The organism is Candidatus Cardinium hertigii, assembly GCF_050864915.1.
Lineage (GTDB): Bacteria > Bacteroidota > Bacteroidia > Cytophagales > Amoebophilaceae > Cardinium > Cardinium hertigii_D.
Genome location: NZ_JBOZWY010000001.1, coordinates 180,876 through 204,276, shown reverse-complemented (window position 1 = coordinate 204,276; position 23,401 = coordinate 180,876). Strand labels below are relative to the sequence as shown.

At 37.3% G+C, this 23,401-nt stretch carries 22 protein-coding genes and 3 tRNA genes; 14 read left to right on the top strand and 11 right to left on the bottom strand.

Features of this window, described 5'->3' with window-relative positions; genetic code table 11:
• Positions 1-4 precede the first annotated feature (4 nt).
• Positions 5-355 carry a 30S ribosomal protein S6 gene (rpsF, locus tag ACRRVD_RS00850; RefSeq protein WP_432461298.1) on the bottom strand — a complete coding sequence of 117 codons (351 nt, stop codon included), beginning with the start codon at positions 353-355 and terminating at the stop codon, positions 5-7.
• Positions 356-522: 167 nt separating this feature from the next.
• On the opposite strand from rpsF, the gene ACRRVD_RS00845 reads away from it, so the two are divergent.
• Positions 523-1,185 carry a uracil-DNA glycosylase gene (locus tag ACRRVD_RS00845; protein WP_432461297.1) on the top strand — a complete coding sequence of 221 codons (663 nt, stop codon included), beginning with the start codon at positions 523-525 and terminating at the stop codon, positions 1,183-1,185.
• A gap of 25 nt (positions 1,186-1,210) precedes the next feature.
• Here ACRRVD_RS00845 and dnaA read toward each other — a convergent pair whose 3' ends face one another.
• Positions 1,211-2,602 carry a chromosomal replication initiator protein DnaA gene (gene dnaA / locus ACRRVD_RS00840; protein ID WP_432461296.1) on the bottom strand — a complete coding sequence of 464 codons (1,392 nt, stop codon included), beginning with the start codon at positions 2,600-2,602 and terminating at the stop codon, positions 1,211-1,213.
• Between the two features lie 370 nt (positions 2,603-2,972).
• Positions 2,973-3,713, bottom strand: a complete 741-nt coding sequence (locus ACRRVD_RS00835; RefSeq protein ID WP_432461295.1) for a Bax inhibitor-1/YccA family protein — start codon at positions 3,711-3,713, stop codon at positions 2,973-2,975.
• A 250-nt stretch (positions 3,714-3,963) separates the two neighbouring features.
• On the opposite strand from ACRRVD_RS00835, the gene ACRRVD_RS00830 reads away from it, so the two are divergent.
• A complete protein-coding gene (locus tag ACRRVD_RS00830; RefSeq protein WP_432461294.1) occupies positions 3,964-4,281 on the top strand; it encodes a DUF167 domain-containing protein in 318 nt (105 codons plus the stop codon).
• A gap of 62 nt (positions 4,282-4,343) precedes the next feature.
• Here ACRRVD_RS00830 and ACRRVD_RS00825 read toward each other — a convergent pair whose 3' ends face one another.
• Both ACRRVD_RS00825 and ACRRVD_RS00820 read right to left on the bottom strand, forming a co-directional pair.
• Entirely contained in the window at positions 4,344-5,093 is a 750-nt protein-coding gene (locus ACRRVD_RS00825) for a cell division protein FtsQ/DivIB (protein ID WP_432461293.1), read from the bottom strand.
• 43 nt (positions 5,094-5,136) lie between these two features.
• Positions 5,137-6,540, bottom strand: coding sequence for a sodium:proton antiporter (locus ACRRVD_RS00820; protein WP_432461292.1), 1,404 nt, complete (start codon positions 6,538-6,540; stop codon positions 5,137-5,139).
• Positions 6,541-6,692: 152 nt separating this feature from the next.
• On the opposite strand from ACRRVD_RS00820, the gene ACRRVD_RS00815 reads away from it, so the two are divergent.
• The 8 genes from ACRRVD_RS00815 (at position 6,693) to ACRRVD_RS00780 (ending at position 13,585) form a co-directional block, all read left to right on the top strand.
• Positions 6,693-7,166 carry a YcxB family protein gene (locus ACRRVD_RS00815; protein WP_432461291.1) on the top strand — a complete coding sequence of 158 codons (474 nt, stop codon included), beginning with the start codon at positions 6,693-6,695 and terminating at the stop codon, positions 7,164-7,166.
• 126 nt (positions 7,167-7,292) lie between these two features.
• On the top strand, positions 7,293-9,074 hold the full coding sequence (locus ACRRVD_RS00810; protein ID WP_432461290.1) for a SurA N-terminal domain-containing protein: 1,782 nt from the start codon (positions 7,293-7,295) through the stop codon (positions 9,072-9,074).
• A gap of 187 nt (positions 9,075-9,261) precedes the next feature.
• The gene (locus tag ACRRVD_RS00805; protein WP_432461289.1) at positions 9,262-10,260 is read left to right on the top strand and encodes a DHH family phosphoesterase; all 999 of its coding nucleotides are present in this window, start codon (positions 9,262-9,264) and stop codon (positions 10,258-10,260) included.
• Positions 10,261-10,276: 16 nt separating this feature from the next.
• A complete protein-coding gene (locus tag ACRRVD_RS00800) occupies positions 10,277-11,230 on the top strand; it encodes an FKBP-type peptidyl-prolyl cis-trans isomerase (RefSeq protein WP_432461288.1) in 954 nt (317 codons plus the stop codon).
• Positions 11,231-11,248: 18 nt separating this feature from the next.
• Positions 11,249-11,386 carry a hypothetical protein gene (locus ACRRVD_RS00795; RefSeq protein ID WP_432461287.1) on the top strand — a complete coding sequence of 46 codons (138 nt, stop codon included), beginning with the start codon at positions 11,249-11,251 and terminating at the stop codon, positions 11,384-11,386.
• Positions 11,387-11,490: 104 nt separating this feature from the next.
• Positions 11,491-12,060: an ankyrin repeat domain-containing protein gene (locus ACRRVD_RS00790; RefSeq protein ID WP_432461286.1), complete on the top strand. Its 570-nt coding sequence runs from the start codon at positions 11,491-11,493 to the stop codon at positions 12,058-12,060.
• Between the two features lie 145 nt (positions 12,061-12,205).
• Entirely contained in the window at positions 12,206-12,532 is a 327-nt protein-coding gene (gene gatC, locus ACRRVD_RS00785; protein ID WP_432461285.1) for an Asp-tRNA(Asn)/Glu-tRNA(Gln) amidotransferase subunit GatC, read from the top strand.
• On the top strand, positions 12,533-13,585 hold the full coding sequence (locus tag ACRRVD_RS00780; RefSeq protein ID WP_432461284.1) for a lysylphosphatidylglycerol synthase transmembrane domain-containing protein: 1,053 nt from the start codon (positions 12,533-12,535) through the stop codon (positions 13,583-13,585). It abuts the gene before it with no gap.
• 78 nt (positions 13,586-13,663) lie between these two features.
• Here ACRRVD_RS00780 and priA read toward each other — a convergent pair whose 3' ends face one another.
• Positions 13,664-16,078 (bottom strand): replication restart helicase PriA, encoded by a 2,415-nt coding sequence (gene priA, locus ACRRVD_RS00775; RefSeq protein WP_432461283.1) that lies wholly within the window; start codon positions 16,076-16,078, stop codon positions 13,664-13,666.
• A 274-nt stretch (positions 16,079-16,352) separates the two neighbouring features.
• Positions 16,353-17,174, bottom strand: coding sequence for an exonuclease domain-containing protein (locus tag ACRRVD_RS00770; RefSeq protein WP_432461282.1), 822 nt, complete (start codon positions 17,172-17,174; stop codon positions 16,353-16,355).
• A 92-nt stretch (positions 17,175-17,266) separates the two neighbouring features.
• On the opposite strand from ACRRVD_RS00770, the gene mutY reads away from it, so the two are divergent.
• The 4 genes from mutY to ACRRVD_RS00750 all read left to right on the top strand — a co-directional run bounded on the left by mutY (position 17,267) and on the right by ACRRVD_RS00750 (position 21,483).
• The gene (gene mutY, locus ACRRVD_RS00765; protein ID WP_432461281.1) at positions 17,267-18,463 is read left to right on the top strand and encodes an A/G-specific adenine glycosylase; all 1,197 of its coding nucleotides are present in this window, start codon (positions 17,267-17,269) and stop codon (positions 18,461-18,463) included.
• Positions 18,464-18,700: 237 nt separating this feature from the next.
• Complete coding sequence (locus ACRRVD_RS00760; protein ID WP_014934820.1) at positions 18,701-18,910, top strand: cold-shock protein; 210 nt, start codon at positions 18,701-18,703, stop codon at positions 18,908-18,910.
• A gap of 50 nt (positions 18,911-18,960) precedes the next feature.
• Positions 18,961-20,130 (top strand): DEAD/DEAH box helicase, encoded by a 1,170-nt coding sequence (locus ACRRVD_RS00755; RefSeq protein WP_432461280.1) that lies wholly within the window; start codon positions 18,961-18,963, stop codon positions 20,128-20,130.
• Positions 20,131-20,256: 126 nt separating this feature from the next.
• A complete protein-coding gene (locus ACRRVD_RS00750) occupies positions 20,257-21,483 on the top strand; it encodes an ankyrin repeat domain-containing protein (protein ID WP_432461279.1) in 1,227 nt (408 codons plus the stop codon).
• Between the two features lie 70 nt (positions 21,484-21,553).
• Here the strand turns inward: ACRRVD_RS00750 and ACRRVD_RS00745 are convergent.
• The 4 genes from ACRRVD_RS00745 to ACRRVD_RS00730 all read right to left on the bottom strand — a co-directional run bounded on the left by ACRRVD_RS00745 (position 21,554) and on the right by ACRRVD_RS00730 (position 23,350).
• Positions 21,554-21,626 (bottom strand) — tRNA-Arg (locus ACRRVD_RS00745).
• Positions 21,627-21,742: 116 nt separating this feature from the next.
• Positions 21,743-21,817 (bottom strand) — tRNA-Pro (locus ACRRVD_RS00740).
• Positions 21,818-21,839: 22 nt separating this feature from the next.
• Positions 21,840-21,928: transfer RNA gene (locus ACRRVD_RS00735), tRNA-Ser, on the bottom strand.
• A gap of 111 nt (positions 21,929-22,039) precedes the next feature.
• Complete coding sequence (locus ACRRVD_RS00730; protein ID WP_432461278.1) at positions 22,040-23,350, bottom strand: UDP-N-acetylmuramoyl-tripeptide--D-alanyl-D-alanine ligase; 1,311 nt, start codon at positions 23,348-23,350, stop codon at positions 22,040-22,042.
• Positions 23,351-23,401 lie beyond the last annotated feature (51 nt).

Genomic DNA, 23,401 nt, shown 5'->3' with positions numbered 1-23,401 from the left:
AGGGCTATAGTTCTTTCTTAGATTCTCTTTTTTCATTTGATCTTCTTTCCATGTTATGCGCTAATGCATGCTTGTCTAAAGCAAATGTTAAAAAACGCAATACGGTCTCATCTCGTGCATAAGTAACTTCTAACTCCTTAATCAAGCCAGGTTCACTTATAAATTCTATCAAATGATATACCCCATTTTTTTTATGCTTGATCTGGTAAGCCAATGGTTTTAAACCTATCTCTTCTTCATGTGCTATCGTTGCATTACGCTTCATTAAAAAAGATCTATATTTAGCTATAGATGCTTTTATTTCATCGCTAGAAAGTACTGGTGATAGTATAAATACTGTTTCGTAATGTCTCATGTTATATTAAATAATTCCCAACCCTGAAATAGTGGAAAACACAAACAAATTTCTAAAAAGAAATTGATAAAATCAAGTTTATTTTTAGAATAAATTGTATTTTGTAGCCTACGCTATGCATGTTAAAGTTGTTACAAGCTTATCTTTTTCACTTAAGACTTGCAAGTATGAATATACGAATAGAATCATCCTGGAAAAATGAACTTGCTACAGAGTTTCAAAAACCCTATTTTAAAAAGTTAACCGATTACGTCAGGGAGGCTTACCAAAATGGTATCATCTATCCAGCAGCTAAAAACCTATTTAGGGCTTTTGCGCTCTCACCTTTTACCCATACCAAGGTCGTGCTTTTAGGACAAGATCCTTATCATGGTCCAGGGCAAGCAGATGGGTTGTCTTTTTCCGTTCCTTCAGCCATTTCTTTTCCTCCCTCATTACAGAATATTTTTGTAGAACTGCAAGCAGATATGGGCACGCCAAAGCGAACATCTGGCTCGTTGGATGATTGGGCCAAACAAGGCGTATTATTATTGAATGCAATTTTAACCGTGGAAGCACATAAGGCAGGCTCTCATCAAAAAAAAGGCTGGGAGCTTTTTACCGATGCAGTGATAAAAGCTATTTCGGATCGCAAGCAACATGTAGTTTTCATACTATGGGGAAGTTATGCCCAACAAAAGGGACACTTTATTGATGGGCAGCAACATCTAGTACTAAGATCGGCACACCCTTCTCCATTATCTGCCCATAGAGGATTTTTCCAAAATAGACATTTTAGTAAGACAAATGCCTATCTATTGGCCACAGGCCAAACGCCTATTGTTTGGTAATACACTGGCCTTCATAGATACTTTTTTATTTTAATGTTGCTTTGATGTTATTTTCAAGAGATGCATATAATTCGGCATATTGCGGGTCTTTATCCAATAGTTTATCTATGACCGCTATAGCATGTATCACCGTTGTATGATCCCTTCCACCAAAGTAGGCGCCTATAGTTTTTAAAGAGTGTGTCGTATATTTTTTGATAAGATGCATGGCAGTTTGTCGAGCCATTACAAGCTCTTTTTTACGAGATTTACCCTTGAGTGCATCCAAAGAAATGGCATAGTGGGTTACTATTTTCTGTTGTATGGCTTCAATAGTCGTTTCGGCAGTGCGCTGTTGTGCTACAATATCCTTTAAAATCTGTTGTGCTAAGGCTAAGTTGATATCGCGTTTGGTCAATGAAGCATGTGCAATAAGTGAAATAAGTACGCCTTCTAATTCTCGTACATTGGTATCCACATGCTTGGCAATGTAATTGATTAAATCTGAAGAAAGCGTAATGCCATCGGCTGCCACCTTACTATGTATAATGGCCACGCGGGTTTCAAAATCAGGACACTGTAAATCTGCCGTTAAGCCCCATTTGAATCGGGAAAGCAGTCGTTCTTGTAATCCCTTTAAATCACGCGGTGCGCAGTCACTTGTAATGATAATTTGTTTTTTTAGTTGATGTAGATGATTAAAAATATGAAAAAAGATTTCTTGTGTTTTTTCTTTACCAGCTAAAAACTGTATATCATCTAAAATAAGTAAATCTACTGTTAGATATTGTCCTGTAAAAGCTTGAACGTAGTTGTTACGCAACGCTTCTATAAACTGCGTAGTAAATTTTTCCGAGGAAACATAGGCTACTTTTTTATCTGGAAAAAATGTTTTAACTTCATTTCCAATTGCTTGAGAAATATGCGTTTTCCCTAATCCTATACCTCCGTAAAGCGTCAGTGGATTAAAAGCCGTTTCTCCTGGTTGCTTTGCGACTGCTTGTGCAGCAGATTTAGCTAGCTGATTACAACTTCCTTCTATGAGGTTATTAAAAATATAATTGGGATTTAATCGAAAAATTTCATTTTCTGAAATAGTAGGTAGTTGTGGAATGGCACCTTTTGGTGTGGGTCCTGGATAGGTAGGCAAGTGGACCATCAACGGCTTCTGTTTTTTATTCCCTTTGTCTATCACAACTGCATAGGCTAGTTTGCCATGGGGGCCTATTTCTTGCCGTACTGCTTGCTTCAGCAATGGTAAATGGTGTTCTTCTAGCCATTCATAGAAAAATTGACTAGGGACTTGAATGGTCAAGATACCATCTTTGAAATCTTTGGCTATAATAGGACTAAACCAAGTTTTATAGGTTTGTGCACTGATTTGACCTTGAATATATAGAAGGCATTTATCCCAAATAATCTTGCTATCCATATGCATGAATGACTTCAGCTATTTAAAAAAACTGTTGCTATATTATAGTCCCATTGCTTTGAAAACCATAAATGGGCAGCAGTCTTGTAGTGCATCTTGTAGTTGAAGAATATTTTGGCTTATAGTTAGTCGAACTGGTCTTTAAAATAAAGTATACCAGTTAGATATCTGATTAATTTACATTGTCTTTACTTCAAAAAAAGCAGCGATTAGCTTATAAAAATGGACTTAGAAGGACGCTTGAGTAGACAGTCGTTATGCATATCCAATATGCCATACCAATTTATAGAAAAATTTAGTTTATAAGGCTGAATGTTAGCATTTGAGGCGGTACATTGGCATAATGTACCTTACCCGGATAGCTCCTTTGGATATGTTAATTTCTTCTTTTTCCTTTTCCTAAAAAACGCAACAGGTATAAAAAAAGATTTAAAAAATTAAGATAGAGGTTAAATGCACCCATTAGTACGACTTTCTCTGCTAAGATTGTGTCTTGTACCTCATAGTATAGGCTTTTTAATTTTTGCGTGTCGTATGCGACAAAACCAATAAAAACTACTACCCCTATAAAACTTCTTACAAAGTCAACTGCATCACTGTCAAAAAAGAAATTTACTATTCCACTTATAATAAGTCCCCAAAGCGCCATCATACAAAAAGAGCGCAAAGCAGTTAAGTCACGTTTGGTGGTGTAGCCATAGAGACTCATCACACCAAAGGTACAAGCCGTTACGAGAAAAACTTTATGTAAAGAATCAATGGTGTAATAAAAGGCTATCCAGGACAATGAAATGCCAGTAAGTGCTGCATACAACGCTAAAAGGAAACGTGAGTGGGCGAATGTTGCCCTGGAAAAGTTGCCCGATAGATACATTGCAATCAAAAATGGCGCAGCCACGACCCCATAGCCACAAAAAGTATGACCTATAATATTTCCCCACTGGTCAAGTTCAAAAAATAAGCGGGTTAAAGGTGAGAAAGTAAAGGTTGCAGCTGCTGCAAGCGCCGTAATCAACAGCCCAAAAGCCATATGCGCATATACTTTAACCATATAGCGCTGTAATCCATTATCTATGGCACGCCTGTTGCTTGTATAATCGTTTATATAATTATTCATTTTGCTTAAAATTTTATAGTTAGCCACTAAACCACTAGTGTAAATTTAGAAAATAATAGCATACGATCCAATGCTGCCTTTCGTGGTCTAGGTTAAGCGCAACGTCTCCTTAGATAATGCTAATCCAATGCATACAGCAAATTTAAATTACAATGATGCATGTATTTTTAGATTAATAGTGGTTATTTTAATTCAAAAACGCATAAAGAATGGTCTTATAACTATTCATCATTAATAAACAGAAACCCAAATGACTTTGTCACATCCATCTTTATATTTTTTACATATCTATGCAAGGCCTAAAAGTCATCAGGATAAAATTGAAGGTTGGGTAGGTGAAGGCGAAAAATATATATTATACCTTCGGGTTATGGCTCCTCCTGAAGGGGGTAAAGCCAATAAAGCCATTATTGCACTATTGGCACAAATTTTTGGTATCGCCAAAAGCCATATTACCTTAGTACGTGGCGCTACTGCACGCCGTAAAATATTTAGGATTGCACCATGGTCTGCGTTATTGGCTGAGAAGCTACCACCATTACCTTCTCCATGCGGTAAGTTGTTTTAGTTGCATTCGTTCTTGTTGTGTCTTGTGGCCATCTCATCAAAAAAAATGTGAAAAGCCTTAAATTATTGACAAACTAGTTGATTTTTAAATTCTAAATTTACACGATGGTATGCGTTCCATCCTTTATAAGGCATAATCTGGCTATAGAAAAGCCGCAGTTTTTGAAACTTTTCCTCTATGTTTTCTGCTTTCCCAAATTCTATTTGATGTCCACCTATTTGAGTGCCGAGTATGATTTTACCATTATCTTCTACCTGTAAGCTTGTTATCTGTCTTCGCCAAAAAGGATCCCTATGCATGTAGTGTAATAGTGCCAGTAATCCCTTATGAGCGCGTTTTCTTTTTTCTGTAGTTATGTTTTTACCAGTTATAACAAGCAGTCGAAGACGCGGTAGCCCTTTTGGGGCGATCAAGGCACCCTTTTCGTCTATATAGGCGTCTGTACCACTTGGTTCTATTAGGTTAATGGTACGCGCAATAAAATATTTGGTTTCTAAGGAGATTGTTAAAACGCCGTTCCAAGTTTTATAGACCAATACATTTTTTATAAGCGGATGTCTCTTCAATTGATCTTGTATGGCGTAAGTGTCGATCTTTTTTAGGCGTGTCTTTTGTAAAGAGATAGAATGTGTTGTTTGCAAAAGATCAAGGATCTCTTGAACTGTTATAAGAGATTGGCCTGGATAAGCCTTGATGGAGATTGCTATATCCTTGCATACCAAACTAGTATGCTTTTCTTTCACAAATAATAGGGATAAGCATAAGCTAATCGTTAGAAACAAAGCAACTACCCTGTTTACTATTTGATTCATTTAGATAATGTACAGCTATGCCCTTAGATTGATCCGTATCCCTTTACGCTGCCAAGAAAATTAGCCAAATTATAAAAAGTACAGGCAGCAAAATAGGCATAGAAAATCGAAAAATATAGTGGCCAAAGGCAGGCATAGATATACCTGCTTGTTCAGCAATAGATTTAACCATAAAATTGGGGCCGTTTCCAATATACGTCATCGCGCCAAAAAAAACGGAAGCCAAAGAAATTGCTTTAAGTCCAATCACTGAATTGGGGTAGATGCCACCTGCCGCATATGCTTGTACATTAGCTATAAGTTCAATATTAGCACCTTGTGCGGCCATGCTAGCCGCTACAAAATTTAAGTAAGTAGGCGCGTTATCCAATACGGAAGAAAAAAGCCCTGTTCCCCAATATAAAGTATTGGGTGTAATCAACGACTTGCCCATTTCAGATGCAGCAAACTTTCCAATTAATTCAAGCGCTGGAATCATGGTACCAAAAATACCTATAAAAATTAAGCAGACCTCATTTAAAGGGGTGAAAGTAAATCCATTCGATTGCAATATTTGTCTATTTGCAGTATGGTATGCAAGTGCCGCTATGGTCAGCATCATCAACTCACGTACAAATGAAATAGAGTGGCCATGGTAGTCAATAGTAGGCAACCAACCAAAAATAGTTGGGTCTAAAAAAACCGCACCAATAGCCATGGTCAACCAAATTAGATTTTTACTGCCTGTAATAGATAAAGTCGCAGGATATACGCTACAATCCAGTGCCACTTTATTGTTTCTATCAAAAAAGTAAAAGATAGACAATAGCATCAAAATAGCTACTAACCAAGGTAAACTATGATGTATTACAGTCCATTTAAAAGGTACCCCTTTTAAAAAACCTAGAAATAAAGGAGGATCCCCAATAGGCGTTAATGCGCCCCCTATATTACTAATTATAAAGATAAAAAAGATAATATGATAGGCCTTAATGCGTGTTTTATTTAATCCTAGATAAGGACGTATAAAAAGCATAGAAGCGCCTGTTGTACCGATTAAATTGGCCAATAAAGCGCCCATAAAGAGTAAACCTATATTGGCCAGTGGGGTAGCACGGGCATTTACTTGAATGGCAATACCGCCAGTTGCAACATATAAAGCAGTAATAAGTGCCATAAATTGTATATATTCCGCAGCTGCTTCTATAGGTTTAATTTTGTTTTCTAACACTATACAGTAGTAACCCATAACAAAGGTAGCCAACAACATCGCTATCTTTGGGTAGTGTTTGTGCCAAAAATTGGCAAAAAAAACCGGTCCTGTAGCAATCATCAATAATAAAACGATAAAAGGTATAGCCAACCAAAATGGAGGCGTTGTTGGATTACTCCCTGCAGCACTACTTTGGTGGATCGCTAAAGTAGTGCTGGAAATACTATGGTCTGATAATGATAATGTAGCAAACATATATTTTTATTTTTATGGTTACTCTATTGTAGCAACTAAGCTCAGGCAATATACTTAAGTTATAGTTAAAATCATTATATTCACCACATATTTTAAATCGTTTGGCTACATAGGCTATGCAACCTGTTGGGTAGTAGTTTTATTTGAAAATTATGATTATAAAGACAAAAAAATATAAAATACCTAGTAACCTTTATATAAAATTAGGAATACAAAATATTTTACGTATGCAGTGGTGGATTTTTCCGCTGCTTGTTCTTTTTATGAGTAGTACCTTTTTTATAAAGACGATCTGGTTTGTGTTGGTTGGGCTGCTATTTTTTATTGGATATTTAATTTTTTGGGTGATTCAATTTTATGGACTTACCCATCTAGATGGCAATCGTGCTATGTTTGAACGTATAGCTTATGAAATCAATAGCCAACATCTAATGATGCAGATCAATTCAAAACAAGCAATGCCTATAGCATGGATGGACATTACAAAGGCCTATAAAAAAAAAGGATATTTTCTATTGGTATTATCTAAGGTTCAGTTTTTTTATCTTCCATTTAAAATTTTTCATGGGGATAATGAGGTCAAATTTTTGACCACTGTATTGCAACGCAAGGGGCTATTAAGGTAACTTACCGATGAATAATGAAACGTTCTATAATGATCTATTTTGATCCTATTTTATTAGGAAGTAAATTTGCATGATCCTTAGCTATATTTTGTGCAGAAAAGAATTTAAATTAAATCGTTTGTATAGATGGTAATTCTTAAAAAGATTAGAAAGACGGGCAATCGTTTTATCGTTATAGTTGTCCTCTTTTTGTTGGTTCTGTTTTTGGGTAGTGAACTCGGCCGTATTGTGCCCCATTTTTTCAGTGGTAAGGATCAAATTGGTACGCTATTGGGTAAAAAAATAAGCTATATGGATTACCGTAAGGTTTATGAAGAAATTTGTCATAATGTGGTCAGTACAGGTAAGCAGCCAACGCAAGAAGCGCAAATGCGTTTAAAGAATGATGCATGGCATCAATTGGTTCAAGATATACTCTATACAAAGGAAATAAACCAAGTTGGGATTCTGGTAGGTGACTCTGAACTAGTCGATTTGGTACAGGGAGAGCATATTCATCCATCGCTTATAGCATATTTTAAAGATCCTCAAACAGCTGCATTCGATAAACAAAAATTATTGACCTTTCTTAACACATTATCTAAATCTAAAAGTGGACAAGAATGGTGGTCTGCCCATGAAAAAAAAATCACGCTGGAAAGAGCCAAACATAAGTTACACCAGCTTATGGTACACAGTTGTTTTGTTACTGGATTAGAAGAAGCGCAAGCTGCACAGCGTGCTGGCCTATTTTGTGATGTAGATTATCTGCACATTCCTTTTACTTTGGTCCAAGATGATTTGATTCCAATTACCAATCAGCAATTGCGGGACTATATGGCTGCCCATAAAAACGATTATACTGCTTCATCAGAAAGCAGAACCATCCAGTATATTACTTTTCCTATTCAGCCAAATGAAAAAGATATTTCTTATTTTCAGAAAGAACTTAGTTCACTTGTAGTGCAATTTTCCACTACGACGGATCCTTATATCTTTGCTAAACAGCAAACAGATGGCCATCTTATAGATACTAGTTTGAGCTGTACAGCTGATGGATTGCCGGATGCCTTTACCACCATAAGGCATACCCTAAAAGAGGGCATGGTAGTGGGGCCCGTTGTCAATAATTCTTTCCATACCTTGTATAAATTGGTAAAACAAGAGAAAGGGCATTATGAAATAGCAGTCATTGAGAAAAAGCCAATAATCAGTGACCATACCCGTAATGCCCATTTTAAGCAGGTAGCCCATCTTGCTGATCAAGTCAAAAGTTTAGGTGATTTGGAAAAATTAGCTACTGATGGCTACTTAAGCATTCAGAAAGAGACGGTAGTGCCATCAGATTACACGATTGGTATGCATGCAGCTGCTCGAAAAGTGATTTATTGGTTGTACAATAGAGGGGCTGTAGGAAAGGTTTCCCCCCTTTTTGATTTGGGAGATGCTTATCTATTGGGCGTGATGGTAGAGCAGGTCAAGGTAGGGGATTTGCTTCCTTTAAACTCGGTCCACGACAAAGTCTATCAAAAAGTGTTGCATCAAGAAAAATCCAAATTGATTTTGAATAAACTAAAGCAAGTGGATGGGCGTACCTTACAAGGTATAGCAGAAGCATATGGCGAGGGTATAGCCGTACAATCGGTAGATCGATTGCGCTTTTTGGACGATAATATCCCTCATCTTAAGCAGGCCCAAGCTTTTGTAGGAAAATGCTTTGGCTTAGGGTTAAATGTGATCAGTGATCCGATTGTAGATGAGACAGGGATCTTTATTGCCTGTGTAAAGCATAGGGATAAGGAAGCAGTTACCCAAGAAAAGCATAATCAAAAAATGCAGCAGATAGAGCAGTGGATGCAGCCTTATTACTTTCTTAAGACTATGGAAGAATTGGCACAAGTTAAGGATGAAAGATATAGAATAGAGTAATCTAATTATTATACATTATTGAACCACCTCTATGCTGTCTAAGGTAGCGGTAGATTAATCTTTTATCTATGTTTTGATATAATAAAGGAAGCAGTGTCTAGTGCTCTATCTATTACGGTTTCAATAATTATTTTTACAATCAAATTGGTTTTTCTATACCACAAATTTTTCTTAGATTGCTTATTATATGTACGATATATCTATTTTAAAAGAACAGTTGGCTAGTCCTAGGCAAGTTACCGTACTAATGCATGCTAGGCCTGATGCAGATGCACTAGGTACCTCCTTGGCTTTGGCTTTATTTCTAAGAGAACAAGGCCATTCTGTTCATGTAATTGCGCCAACAGAATATCCTACTTTTCTATCTTGGCTTCCCGCTGTAGATACGGTAATAGTAGCAGCCCATTATACACAGGACGCCTTGTTGGCCCAAATGCAAGATATAGATCTACTATTTTGTGTAGATTTTTCTGCCATTAGTCGCTTGGATGAATGGGCCTATCTATTGAAGCAATCTAATGTATTTAAGATTATTATTGACCACCATATAGAACCAGAAAATTTTGCAGATCTTTTATTGTGGGATTCCCAAGCAGCGGCCAGTGCAGAGGTACTGTTTCAAATTTTTGAAGCATTGGAACAGAAAGAAAAGATAACCCCTGCTATTGCCACTTGTTTGTATGCTGGTCTGGTGACCGATACCAACTCCTTTAAAAATCCAAATACTAGGGCTATTACCCATCGTATTGCAGCAGATTTGATAGAATATGGTGTAGACACTTTTAACGTCCAACGGCTTATTTATGACAACAAGTCTCTGAATAGGTTGCATTTTTTTAGTTTTGCAGTTAGTCAACGTTTGGTTGTCCTATCTCCGTTACATGTAGCTTATTTTGTTATTCAAAAGGAGGATTATAAAAGATACGAATTAAAGAGTGGTGATACGGAAGGGTTGGTGGATTATGCTCTTTCCCTAAAAGACATATCTTTGGCTGCTGTTTTAAAGGAAAAGGATGACACCGTATATCTTTCCCTGCGTTCTGTTGGTAATTTGCCAGCCAATCTAATTGCTAAAAAATATTTTAGTGGTGGAGGACATAAAAATGCTGCAGGAGGGGTTTCTCATTTGAGTTTGGTTGAAACAGTAGATCGGTTTGAAAAAATATTGCAAGAGTTTTGCCTTTAATTATTGATACAGTCATATGAAACGCAAAATAGTATATACCGCATTGGTACTATCCTTGGGGCTAGTCTGTTACAATCATCAATACCATTGCTATGGCTATCCCTTTGTAATTATGCCATCTGGTCTTTCTTATAAAACCATAGGCAAGAAAAGTAGTGGAAAAAAAGTACAAGATGGCCAGTGGATTCAAGCCTTTATTACTATGAAAGTCATCCATAGAAAGGAAGCAAACCAGGGCAGTCATAAGGAAAGCATATGGATGAATCAACAAGAATATATATTTCCATTTGACAATAATTTTCAGTCAAAAAATAAGAGAATAGCTGAGATGATAGGTATGATGCAAGAAAAGCAGCGGGTGGTTTTTAAATGCACCCCTCAATACTATTTACAACAAGAAGATCCAGTCCGATTGGCGCAACTTTTAAAGCATCATAACTTAAACCAACAGGATACATTATTAATTGATATTAAATTAGATAAAATTATGACCGATCAAGCGTATAGCCAAATGCTAGCGGAATCTCGTAGTGCGCAATTAGCCAAAGACAAGCAGCTTATTATAGATTATTTAACTACCCATCATATTCAAGCTTTTTCAACCGATTCTGGTCTTTTTTATACAATTGATCAACCTTCTCAAGATAGCCCTGTAGTAAAAGGTCAAACCATTAAAGTCCATTATACTGGTAGACTATTAGATGGTACTATTTTTGATACTAGTGTAGAAGAGGTTGCCAAGGCCAATAACCTTTATAATCCAAGAAGGGATTATAAACCCTTTGAATTTCAAGTAGGTGAAGGTCGTGTTATTCAAGGATGGGAAGAAGCTTTCTTATTCCTGAAAAAGCATGAAAAAGCACGTTTGTTTATACCATCTACTTTAGCCTATGGCCGTGACGGTGTAAAAGGGGGTATCCCTAAAAATGCAATTCTACTATTTGAAGTAGAAGTGGTAGATTGTTGCTAGATTCATCGCTGGTAACTTATGCAGATCTACATAGTAGGCGTACCTTTGTGTTACCTTCCATGGACAAATCGGCTGGTAGATCATCTGGCTTATTACCTGCTTGCGTCTGCATGTTATTGGACTATCTTTTGGTCTACCAATCCATCTGCTATTTAGTGTACTGTATGCAATATCTAGCTTTATTTGTTATAACTTTCGGATTCTTGACAGCCAGCAACTGCCGCCAAAAAGCTGCCGCATCATCGGAGCTAATGCCTTTAATGGTAGCTGTCAAAAAAGGTGAATTTGAAAAAGTGCGTGCCTATTTGCATGCAAGTGCAGATCCTAATAGTAAAGATCCATATGGCAATACCGCGTTACATTGGGCTGGCTATTGCGATAAAGATGCTCTTATTACCAAACAGTTGCTTGAGAAAGGAGCAAAGGTAGATGCCTTAGATGGTAACGGGTTTACCCCTTTAGATTGGGCATACAAGAAGAAGCGTATACTTACTATGAAAGCATTGATTGAACGAGTAAGAGATCTGAAAATAGAATCTATTCCATGCCAGTATCGTGAAACTTTGTTGCACTGGGCTGCTGAGTGTCGAGATGATAAAAGTAGTAATGAAATGGTTGCCTACTTATTGCGATTAGGATTAAATCCGAATCAAAAAGATAACCATGGCTGTACTCCATTGCATAAGGCAGTAAAAGCAGGAAATAAAAAAATAGTGCAGATGCTTTTAGATGCAGCTGCACGTATCGATCTAGAAGATAATAATCATAGGATCCCATGGGACTTTACTAAAAAGAATGATGTGGTGGTTCAATTGTTATTACACGGATAAATAGTATAGCATCGAAGCGATCTAACATGCAAATAGTATCCATCTATTGTTGCGGCATAGTTGTCCATATAACATCGTATGGCTTTATTTATTTGATTTATAAACGAACTTTACTACTTGTTAAACTTTTTTATCTAAAGTACATATGATTATTGATGACGACCTTTTAAATAAATTGGCCTATCTTTGTCGGCTTGAATTGCCGCCACATGAGCGAGAAAAGATGCTTCATGACTTAAATGCAATGGTAGATTGGGTAGAACAATTAGATGAGCTAGATATAGACGATAACATTATGCTAGCAGAAAAACCTTCTAAACTAGAATCTAGTAGTCTCCGTTCAGATGTGGTGTCGAATTCACTTTCCCATGCCCAAGCCTTAACACTTGCACCCAGTAGTGATTCAAATTATTTCAGGGTGCCCTCTGTAAAAGGCATAACGGCTTCTATAGAATTATCTGAATCAATTTAAATGAACAATCAGACCCAGATGGATGCGCAAGATCCACCTAAAACATTAAATGTTAAAAAAGTATGGCTTCCTGTATTGGGTGGACTAGCTGTTACCCTATTTCTATTTTATAGATCTGGTAAAATTTCAAGTGAAATAGTTACATTACTGGGTAACCCTAATTGGAAGTATGTGTATATCGCTTTCCTGGCTATTCTGTTACGAGAAGTTGGTCATATATATAGGTTACGCGTCTTAAGCAATGGTAGCTTGCGTTGGAGTAGTTGTTTTTATGTAGCTATTCTTTGGGAGTTTGGGACTGCTGTAACTCCATCTGTAGTAGGGGGAGGGTTAGTGGCTATTTTTCTGCTATCTAAAGAAGGATTATCACTGGGTAGATCTATGGCCTATATTGTAGTGCTGGGGATGATGGACAATTTTTTCTTTCTTTTAGCAGGTTCATTTGGTTTAGGCGGAGTATATGATCCTATTTTTGCTATGGCAGGCTCATTCTGTAGTAGCATGAAGCACTTTTTTGTTATTATTTATATTGTTTTTTTCCTGTATAATTTGGTAATGGCCATTGGTGTCTTCGTAAATCCCAAGTTGTTAAAGTGGATTTTAATCTACCTGACTAGTATCCCTTTTCTAAAGCGATGGCGTCGATCGGCCTATCAGCTTAGTAAAGATATTATCGTTACTTCAGATGAGTTTAGAGGGAAAAGTCTTCTTTTTTGGTGTAAGATGTTGTTTTGTACCTTTTTAATTTGGACGGTTCGATATATGTTATTGAATTGTTTAATTGCTGCCTATTGTCCTACTTCTTTTGGTGAACATTTGGCTATTTTCGGCAAACAAGTAGTCATGTGGACCTTGATGTTGGTGCCTGCTTTGCCAGGTGGAAGTGGTATTGCTGAACTTTTGTTTCAGCAATTTTTTGAACCTATTTTAGCGGACTATACCTTACTAATTGTGCTCTTATGGCGTATAACTACTTTCTATCTTTACCTAATTTTAGGAGCTATTTTGCTACCTAAATGGCTTGAAAAAAGATTTAAAATAAAAGTATCTTAGTGGTTTTAATTTATCCCTTCTGTTGCGTATAGACGCAACAGAGCCATATTTATTGCGACAGTCTCTACGAATTACACATTAAATCGGATCTATATCCAATACTATTTTGATTTTGCTATAGGGTGCTTTACTTAGCATATATTTGCAACCATTTCTTACATCCTCTTTTGTACGCTGCAATGTACTTAAATTTTTACTGGCTATTTTTAATAATAGATCTAATAAAAAATAATTCCTGATCTTACCCACTAATGGTTGTTGAGGGCCTAGTACCATGCCTTCAAATTTTTTTTCTAATATTTCTTTCAATTTCATGGCCCCTGATTGTAAGGTAGATTCATCTATACCACTTAAACGTAGTTTAATGAGTCTAACGTAAGGAGGATATAGAAACCGCTTTCTTTCTGCTAATTCATTATGATACATCCCTTCATAATCACCATTAGATAAGTATTGAAATAAAGGATGATGGCTCTGCCTGGTTTGAATAAATACACTGCCTTGTTGGTGGCGTCTACCTGCTCTTCCCGCCAACTGAGTAATCAGTTGAAAACATTTTTCATTGGATCTAAAGTCAGGAAAGTAAAGTAATCCATCTATATCGGGTATACCTATAAGGCGCATGTTGGCAAAATCCAATCCTTTGGCCATCATCTGTGTACCCACTAAGATATCTATTGATCCATCGTTTATCTCTTTCAATAAAGATTGGTAACTATTTTTCCCTTTTGTACTATCTACATCCATCCGACTAATTTTTTGTTTTGGGAATATAAGTTGTAAGCTCTCTTCTAGTTTTTCTGTACCAAAGCCTATATTGTGTAGCTGTTTAGATCCACAATGATCGCACGTCGAAAAAGGAGGCCTAGCATAGTCACAATAATGGCAGTGGAGATGATTCGATGCTTGGTGGTAGGTAAGACTTACCGAGCAAGTAAGACAACGTGGGATCCATCCACAAGCTGCACATAAAAAGTATGCTGCATATCCTCTTCTGTTTTGAAAAATCATTGCTTGACCACCTTCCATATGGTTCTTTTCAAGATTAGATAGTAGCGTTAGAGAAAAATTTTCTCGCATAGCGTTACGCTTTTTTTCTATGTTTAGGTCAATAAAAAACAGCTTAGGTTCTCCTGCTGTGCCAAATCTATGGCTTAATCTTACCAACCCATATTTACCAGTTTGGCCATTGTAATAGCTTTCTATAGAAGGTGTGGCTGAAGCCAGTAAAACTTTTGCTTGATGCTGTTGCGCCAATAGAATGCTACTCTCTCGTGCATGGTAGGTAGGCATTGTGTCGATCTGTTTGTAGGCTTGATCCTGTTCTTCATCTATAATAATCAGTTGTAGTGCTTTAAAGGGCAGCAAAAGGGCAGAGCGTGTGCCTATAACCAATAATGCAGCTGGGTTTAGCAAGCGTGCCCATGTCTTTAAACGTTCTTTATTCGATTGTTTTGAGTGGTATACCATCAACCATTCTCCCCAAAAAGGTCTGATACGTTCTACTATATGCGTTATTAGACCTATTTCTGGTACTAAAAACAATACTTGTTTTTGTTGGCAGAGTGCAGATGCAATTAGATGCATATACAACTCTGTTTTGCCGCTTCCTATAGCACCATATAATAGTACCACTGTTTTTTGAGCAAATTGCTTTTCAATTTCTATAAGCGCTTTTTTTTGATAGGCTGTTAAAGTAGATAATGGTCTACAGGGTGCCGTAAAGGTTGATGTAGCTAACTGAGGTGGATCTGTCTTTATCAAAATCCCTTTTTTGTATAATCCATGAAAAGCTGATTTAGAATACCCTAACAATATTTCTTTAGAAATATATAGAGGAAAATTTTCTTTATTGGGTAAAAAATGGGCTAAAAGCGCTTGTTGTTTAGCTGATCGTGGTGCTAGTTTGGTTATGGTAAATGGATCTAAGTGAATAGTGGGAGAAAGGGTAACGTAGTAGTTTTCAGTCTCTACTGGATCAATCGTAGTCTCGACCGTTGCCTCTACCAATCTTTTAGACAGCAGTGTTATAAGTGCTTTATTAGTATCTTTTTGCCCTATTAATGACACAATAGATCTATAAGATAAAGATTGGTGTTGCAGCGCAGTTAAAATAGTTTGTTCGGTTGCAGATAGTGTATAGCTTCCCATAGGCTCCTTGTGTTGAAAACCTATGTTGTTAAGTACTTTAGGCCATGCCATCGATAGCGTTTCACCAAGATTAGATAGGTAATAATCGGCCATCCATTCTAAGAATGCCAATTGCTGAGCTGTAAATAAAGGGGTAGTGTAAGATATGGCTAATACATCCTTAGTAGGATAGGAGGGAGGGATATTATGGCAGCCGATTACAATCCCAAGCAAGAGTTTGCTGCTACGCAATGGTACAAGCACACTACTACCTATCTCTAATCTATCTTGGTACTTAGAAGGAATAGAGTAGGTTAAAGCTTTAATAGGTAGCGGCAGTATAATATCTGCAAATTTTTTCAAGTGCCATACATTTTAAAAGCATCTGTAGAAATCAAAATTTAATCTTACAGATGGTAAAAAAGTTATAGTTTATAGTTGTGGTTTAAGTTTAGATTCTCAGATGTTCCTTTAATATATGCGATTTGATTATTTTTTTCAAATACTAATTTTTTACTATTATCTTAGAAGAAGCTCTTAGTAAATATCCTGTTCCAGCGTACTTTAATAGCGATCATGGAAGTCAATATACCAGTCATAGTCACATACAATTGTTAAAAAAGTACGGAAACAAAATTTATAAAACTTTGTCCGGTTTTTTCGGTCCACTATACATTTTAATTTGGGTTAATTTTCGTTTTGTATCCAAAGGAAAATCACCTTGTATCATCCATTTATAATAGGAAGGTTCCAATTTGAGTACCTCTGATACACTTTTCCCTTTGTGTTTGCCAAAGTTAAAGATGGGTATATGTTGCGCATTGTAGACTATTCTACCTGCAAAATCCACCATGTTGGTATTCGTTAGATGATGTAGGGTAGCCACATCATTTTTTATGATACCCAATGCATTGCCTAATGAATCCACTACTGGCTGATTTTCGTATCTTTTTATTTGCTCCGTCAATACTTCTAAAGTAGCTTCTATGTCTACCATAGCGTTATGAGCGCCATCTAGTTCCTTTTGACAATAAAATTGATAAGCTGCCTTTAAAGTTCTTTTTTCCATTAAGTGAAAAAGCTTTTGAACATCTACAATTTTACGGTTTTCTACTTTAAACTCTAATTCTGCCCGTAAAAAACTTTCTACTAATATAGGTATATCAAAACGCAGCAAATTAAAACCAGCTAAGTCAGCGCCTGTTAAAAAGGCAATTAATTCTTTTCCTATTTGTTTAAAAGTTGGTTTGTCTTTTACATCTTCCGCATAAATCCCATGGATTAAACTAGATTCAATAGGAATAGTTTGTTCTGGATTAATTCTTTTGTAAAAGGTAAGGCGGTTTCCGTTTGGCATAAGTTTAATCATTGCAATTTCTACGATGCGATCATGTACCACATTGGTACCTGTAGTTTCTAAGTCTAAAAAAACAAGTGGATTGGTTAATTGTAAAGACATAGTATTTTTTTCTTTTCTGAAGCTTGTTGTTGCAAGGATATTATTTATTATTTATACACATAAAAATGGTTTGTCCCCGCTTAAATTTGTCTATGCTTGCCTATATTGCGCAATGGTTATGCATTATTCAGTCTACAGTAGTATTTCTTGCCAAATATAATAAAATATGCACTACACTTTTCATTATCGTATCGTCTATATTAATGAATACCATTAGCCATCTTATTTTTCGTAGGTTATTGCTTTCTTGGTACAAGTTACATCAGCGTTGTTTGCCTTGGCGTACCACTAAAGATCCATATAAGATATGGTTATCAGAAATTATTTTGCAACAAACAAAAGTTGTGCAAGGACTTCCCTATTATGAGCGTTTTATTGCCCAATATCCTTCTGTAGTGGCATTATCCCGTGCTACAGAACAGGATGTGCTCCGTTTATGGCAGGGATTGGGTTACTATAGCAGAGCCCGTAACCTACATCATTGTGCGCAAACTATTGTTGAAAAATATAATGCCGTTTTCCCTACTAGTTACCGATCACTCCTTACATTGAAGGGAGTAGGCCCTTATACAGCCGCAGCGATTGCCGCCGTTTCTTTTAAAGAAGTAGTAGCTGCTGTAGATGGAAATGTCTACCGCGTATTGGCACGTATTTTTGGGTTAACCTATGATATAGGTACATCCCAAGGTAGAAAACAAATGCATCAGTTTGCTACTCTATTAGTAGATCCTATACAACCTGACACATATAGTCAAGCGATTATGGATTTTGGTGCACTTCAATGTACCCCAGTAGCTCCTTTTTGTACTACCTGTGTTTTCAACAGCTATTGTCTGGCTTTCTATACCGACAGACAAAAAGTACTACCTGTTAAAACCAATAAACTATATAAACGAGTCCGTTATTTTGACTATTTTATTTTGCAGTATAAGGAAGTTATATATATGAAGAAGCGTATAAAAAGAGATATTTGGCAAGGGATGTATGATTTTTATTTGTTAGAAAATAAACAGCGCTTAGTGGTACATCAGATGGAAGATCCTTTGCTTAGGTTAGCTAAAGGCCATCAGTTATCCATTACTACCTTTGAAAAAGAGCACTGTCATTTGCTTACCCATCAGAAGTTATTCGTAAAATTTCACAAAATAGAGGTCACCTCAGTTTTCTTGCAAGTAGCCAACGATCTATTGAATCAATTTTCCTTAGTATCATTTAATTGTTCACAGATTCAAACTTTGCCTAAACCTATATTGATTCAAAATTTTTTAAAAAGACTAAATTTTATTTAGTTGAAAAGTTTGAATAGCTGTTTTTTATCCATAGCAATATAGCCTCTATTTACTTAATTGTACACCATTTTGATAAAAAGTTTTCTTTTTTTGAATAAAAAAACTTAACTTGCACCACGCGTTTTTTTTAACCTTAAGTCAAGGTGCCTATAGGTTGCTTATTTAATAATTTTATAAGTACAAGATAGGTTAAAGCGCTTTGCGTTTAATTTTTAATAATAGTTTTTTTTGTTTTCCATGATGGAAGGAGTAGTAAAATGGTTTGATCCAGCCAAGGGTTATGGATTTATAAAGCCAGTAAATGGAGGTAAAGATGTTTTTGTCCATATAAGTGCGCTTGTGGCGTCTAGAGTAAGCATGATAGACCAAGGTCAATCGGTAGGTTTTGAAATAACCAGCGATAGAGGTAAAGAAGTAGCTAGTAACATTAAGGTACTTGATGTGTAAGAAACAGAAGAAGAATGATTTAAGTTTTAATATTATACTTTAGATATACATTGAGTAATACTTTTCAAAAATATAATTTGCCATCAGCTCTTTTGGGAGCGTTGGCCAAGATGCAGTATAATTGTCCTACTGCTATTCAAGACCAAGTGGTTCCAGTAGCTTTAACCGGCCAAGACATTTTAGGTTCTTCTAAAACAGGTAGTGGAAAAACAGCTGCTTTTTCTATACCTGTAGTTGCACAGCTTATGGATCGGCCTGAGGCGAGTGTACTCGTATTGGCCCCCACACGAGAGCTTGCTGAACAAGTAGCAGGTGTGATGTCGAGTATGATCCGTGGTTGTAGCCACTTGCGTACGGTATTGTTAATAGGAGGTGAGCCCATTGGCAAGCAGTTAATGCGTTTGCGCACGAGCCCTAATATTATTGTAGGTACACCTGGCCGTGTAGAAGATCATTTATGTAGAGGCTCGCTACATTTGCACCGTACTACTTTTTTGGTATTGGATGAAATCGACCGAATGTTAGATATGGGTTTTTCTATTCAAATAGATAAAATTATTAAGCGTTTGCCGATAGAACGACAAACATTGATGTTTTCGGCTACCTTGGATAGAAACATTGAGCGATTGGCTGGGTCCTATTTAAGGCAACCGGCGCGTATTAATGTCGAGGTTTCTGATGATGAGCCTAAAAACATAGAGGAAGAATCTCTTTATGTGCCAGAGGCTGCAAAATTTCAAGTTTTATTGGAGCAACTTAATCAACGGGAGGGATCTATTATTGTTTTCGTAAGAACGCAAGTAAAGGCAGATAGCATTAGTTATCAATTACAGCAAGCAAATTTTAAAGTTTGCGCCATTCATGGTGGATTAAAGCAACACCAACGGAAGCGTGTCATAAGGGACTTTAGAAATAAGCATTATACTATTATTGTAGCAACTGATGTGGCTGCAAGGGGATTAGATATTGATCATATCAAGCATGTAATCAATTATGATTTTCCCCAAGCTGCTGAAGATTATACCCATAGAATTGGTAGAACCGGTAGAGCGGGTGCTACAGGTTTTGCTTTGTCTATGATTTCTTCTCCCCAAGAAAGAAGACTCTGGCGTATTATTCATAATGATCCAGTAGAAAAAGAAGCAAAAAGACCATTTAGACAAAGCTCAAATTTTAATCGGTTTAGGTCTCGTTCTTTTGGACGTAGTCTTTCAGGTTAGGTGTTTTACTTGTTTTGTTTGTTTCGCTTAAGGGTTAGCTTTTCATCCATTGTTAAAAGTTAGCCCTTTTTTTATAAAGCTGGTAGTAAGCTTTAATCATTTTTTAATTCAGAAGCTGTTACTGCTGTGCTTCAGGCAATTGCTATGGGCTATACGGATATGGCCAAGCGGCTTATCAAAGCAGGAGCATCCATTCATATGGCCAATCAAAAGGGGGTTACCCCACTAATAGTTGCTGCATTGAACGGAGATCATGATCTGGTTGCACAGTTGATTGAAGGAGGTGCGGAACTGAATGCCACCACTCATCTGGGTTATACTGCCCTTACCTATGCTGTTGCCAAAGGGCATAAAGCAGTAATAGACAAACTGCTTGCCTCAGCTGCGGATCCTAATGTAGCAACTGCTGCAGGTGAGACACCCTTAGGTTATGCAGCTACGGATCTATCCCTAGTTGATCCATTGTTGCACGCAGGTGCAAAAGTAGACGTACCTACAGCTGGTGATGGAACCCCGTTTATGCGCGCAGTAATAGGCGGTAATGTGGCCGTTGTCAAACGATTTATTGCAGCTGGTGTGCAAATAGATCAGGGAAACGCCCATCAGGTAACGGCGCTTATGCAAGCGGCCTGGAAAGGGCATGTAGATATTGTTAAAGTACTTATTGCTGCAAAAGCCGATCTAAATATTCAAACCATAGAGGGTGATACAGCCCTATTATGTGCCATTCAAAATGGCCATTTTGAAATAGTTCAAGTTTTATTGGCTGCTGGTGCTAGTCTAAGCTCAGCCAATTATCAAGGATTTACCCCTATTATACAAGCAGCTAAAATGGGTCATCTACCAATTGTTCAGGCATTAATAGCTGCAGGTGCATCGTTCAATCAATTGGGTAAAAGTAAACTAGCGGCTACTGTTAATCTGCAAATTCAAGGACAAAAAATCGTGCAAACCCTTTTTGGTGTAGATGCCATTGGGGAATTAACACCATTGATGTATGCAGCACAGTACAATCATCCTGCCATTGTTAATGCGTTGCTTTGCGCGGGCGCTGATCCAAATTTGTCCAGTAATGTAGGTAATACTGCGCTGATTTTAGCGGTCAAAAATGGCTCAAAAGAAAGTATACAGCTATTGTTAGAGGCTGGTGCTCGCCTTGATATACAAACCCATTCAGGTTATACTGCGTTGATGTGGGCAGCTAAAAAAGGTCATAGTGCGATCCTAAAGCAACTGCTTGCAGCTGGTGCCAATCTTAATATAACCAACCAATGGCAAGAAACAGCGCTTACTTTGGCTACTCGAAAGGGACATCAATCTATTATAGAAGCACTCAATCACGTTAAAATATAAAAATAATACTTTAACGCGTTGAAATTTTCTACTAGAGTGGCTTCAAATTGCCCAATCTATTCTTATAGAGTGGTCCCGGAAGGACTCGAACCTTCAACCTACTGCTTAGAAGGCAGTTGCTCTATCCATTGAGCTACGGAACCTAAAATATATTTATTTAGTTTTAGTCACTTGGCAAGTTTGCACTACTAAAGAGATAGAACCTAAGTGAAAAAGAAGCTACATGAAGCTGGTTGATATTTGGCTATCAACTTGTCAGTCGGGGCGGCAGGATTCGAACCTGCGACCTTCTGCTCCCAAAGCAGACGCGATAACCGAGCTACGCTACGCCCCGAATCTATAAGCAAAATAAAAAGCGGATAGGGGGGGCTTCGAACCCCCGGTATAGAATAATCCATACGGCAGTTTAGCAAACTGCTGGTTTAAACCACTCACCCACCTATCCCTATAGCGCTTTTATCTATTAAACTAAGTAAATTTACTGAAATTATAGTAAAAACGTGCATATAATTTATAAAAAATAGACTGAATTGGGTATAAAATAATTTTAAGTAGTCTATGGCTCTTTTAACCGTTCTGCTAGTGTATGCATGGCTAAATGATGGGCTGCTTTTAATAAAATACCACTATGTTGAAAGGTATGCCTATCTAAATAGTCTGCCAATGTTTCTTTATGGGTAAAACAGTACATTTTCGGATGCGGGCGTTGGTGGGCTGCAGCGGTAAAAAAAGGACCACATAGTAGTACGCGATCATAATCGTGTTGGCGAAGCTGTTCAACCATTTTGTTATGCCAAACAGTAGTCTGACTGCCTAAATCAGCCATATCACCTAATATAACGATACGGTATTGTACCTTTAATTGCAACAATGCATCAAGAGCGGTCTGAACAGAAGCAGGACTGGCATTGTAGCTATCTATAATCAATTGGTTGCTTCCTTTAATCACCAATTGCATCCGTTGATTGGTAGGAACATAAGTTTGAATGGCTGCGTGGGCTGTTGCAGTAGGTACATTAAAGTATTTGGCTACACAGAGCGCTGCTGCTATATTGTGTATATGGGCTCTCCCTAATAAATGGGTGGCAAAAATTTCCCCTTTTGAGGTTTTACAATGGAGGTAGGGCTCCTCACCAACCAACTCCAGTGGTGCAAAGTCACTGTGTTGCGGATAGGTAATTGGTTGATTACATTTCCTGCTTATACTAGACAATAGTGGCATTAAACTGTTCAAAAAAACAGTGCCACCTGTAGTATATAGATAATCATATAACTCGCCTTTGCCTTGGATCACACCTGCTATACTCTCAAATCCTTCAAGATGAGCAGCTCCAATAGCCGTAATCATACCATGTGTAGGTCGTGCTAGGTTGCAACATAAAGTAATATCACCTAATTGGGTAGCACCCATTTCTATAACTGCTATTTGTGTATCCTGTTGTAGCGATAAAATCGTTAAAGCGACCCCAATAGTGGTATTTAAGTTGCCTTTGGTGGCTACTGTTCTGTAAGTGGTCCGCAAGGTGTGATAGATAAGCTCTTTGGTAGTCGTTTTACCGTAAGAGCCCGTTATGGCTATAACTGGAAAAAGAGGACTATATTGAGCCCTATGGTAACCAGCCAATTGGATAAGTGTAGCAAGACTATCCTTAACTAAGATATAAGCAGATGATCGCTTCGCATAGACAGGATCATCTACAATTACATAACAGGCGCCTTTTGCTAGCGCTTCTGCAGCAAAAGCATTTCCATTAAAGTGAGGGCCCCGAATGGCAAAAAAAAGTGCACCTGGTGCAAAATAGCGGCTATCTGTGGTGACAGACCGCGCTGTTAGATATTTCTGATAAAGGGTTTCTATAGCAATCATAGATTATAGAAGTCAAGATTTGATCTTACAGACAGTAAAAATCATTCCACT

What these genes read in the sequence shown, in the direction of transcription:
- rpsF (WP_432461298.1), bottom strand. Translation starts at nt 355, where the DNA reads ATGAGACATTACGAAACAGTATTTATACTATCACCAGTACTTTCTAGC.
- ACRRVD_RS00845 (WP_432461297.1), top strand. Translation starts at nt 523, where the DNA reads ATGAATATACGAATAGAATCATCCTGGAAAAATGAACTTGCTACAGAG.
- dnaA (WP_432461296.1), bottom strand. Translation starts at nt 2,602, where the DNA reads ATGCATATGGATAGCAAGATTATTTGGGATAAATGCCTTCTATATATT.
- ACRRVD_RS00835 (WP_432461295.1), bottom strand. Translation starts at nt 3,713, where the DNA reads ATGAATAATTATATAAACGATTATACAAGCAACAGGCGTGCCATAGAT.
- ACRRVD_RS00830 (WP_432461294.1), top strand. Translation starts at nt 3,964, where the DNA reads ATGACTTTGTCACATCCATCTTTATATTTTTTACATATCTATGCAAGG.
- ACRRVD_RS00825 (WP_432461293.1), bottom strand. Translation starts at nt 5,093, where the DNA reads ATGAATCAAATAGTAAACAGGGTAGTTGCTTTGTTTCTAACGATTAGC.
- ACRRVD_RS00820 (WP_432461292.1), bottom strand. Translation starts at nt 6,540, where the DNA reads ATGTTTGCTACATTATCATTATCAGACCATAGTATTTCCAGCACTACT.
- ACRRVD_RS00815 (WP_432461291.1), top strand. Translation starts at nt 6,693, where the DNA reads ATGATTATAAAGACAAAAAAATATAAAATACCTAGTAACCTTTATATA.
- ACRRVD_RS00810 (WP_432461290.1), top strand. Translation starts at nt 7,293, where the DNA reads ATGGTAATTCTTAAAAAGATTAGAAAGACGGGCAATCGTTTTATCGTT.
- ACRRVD_RS00805 (WP_432461289.1), top strand. Translation starts at nt 9,262, where the DNA reads ATGTACGATATATCTATTTTAAAAGAACAGTTGGCTAGTCCTAGGCAA.
- ACRRVD_RS00800 (WP_432461288.1), top strand. Translation starts at nt 10,277, where the DNA reads ATGAAACGCAAAATAGTATATACCGCATTGGTACTATCCTTGGGGCTA.
- ACRRVD_RS00795 (WP_432461287.1), top strand. Translation starts at nt 11,249, where the DNA reads ATGCAGATCTACATAGTAGGCGTACCTTTGTGTTACCTTCCATGGACA.
- ACRRVD_RS00790 (WP_432461286.1), top strand. Translation starts at nt 11,491, where the DNA reads ATGGTAGCTGTCAAAAAAGGTGAATTTGAAAAAGTGCGTGCCTATTTG.
- gatC (WP_432461285.1), top strand. Translation starts at nt 12,206, where the DNA reads ATGATTATTGATGACGACCTTTTAAATAAATTGGCCTATCTTTGTCGG.
- ACRRVD_RS00780 (WP_432461284.1), top strand. Translation starts at nt 12,533, where the DNA reads ATGAACAATCAGACCCAGATGGATGCGCAAGATCCACCTAAAACATTA.
- ACRRVD_RS00770 (WP_432461282.1), bottom strand. Translation starts at nt 17,174, where the DNA reads ATGTCTTTACAATTAACCAATCCACTTGTTTTTTTAGACTTAGAAACT.
- mutY (WP_432461281.1), top strand. Translation starts at nt 17,267, where the DNA reads ATGCTTGCCTATATTGCGCAATGGTTATGCATTATTCAGTCTACAGTA.
- ACRRVD_RS00760 (WP_014934820.1), top strand. Translation starts at nt 18,701, where the DNA reads ATGATGGAAGGAGTAGTAAAATGGTTTGATCCAGCCAAGGGTTATGGA.
- ACRRVD_RS00730 (WP_432461278.1), bottom strand. Translation starts at nt 23,350, where the DNA reads ATGATTGCTATAGAAACCCTTTATCAGAAATATCTAACAGCGCGGTCT.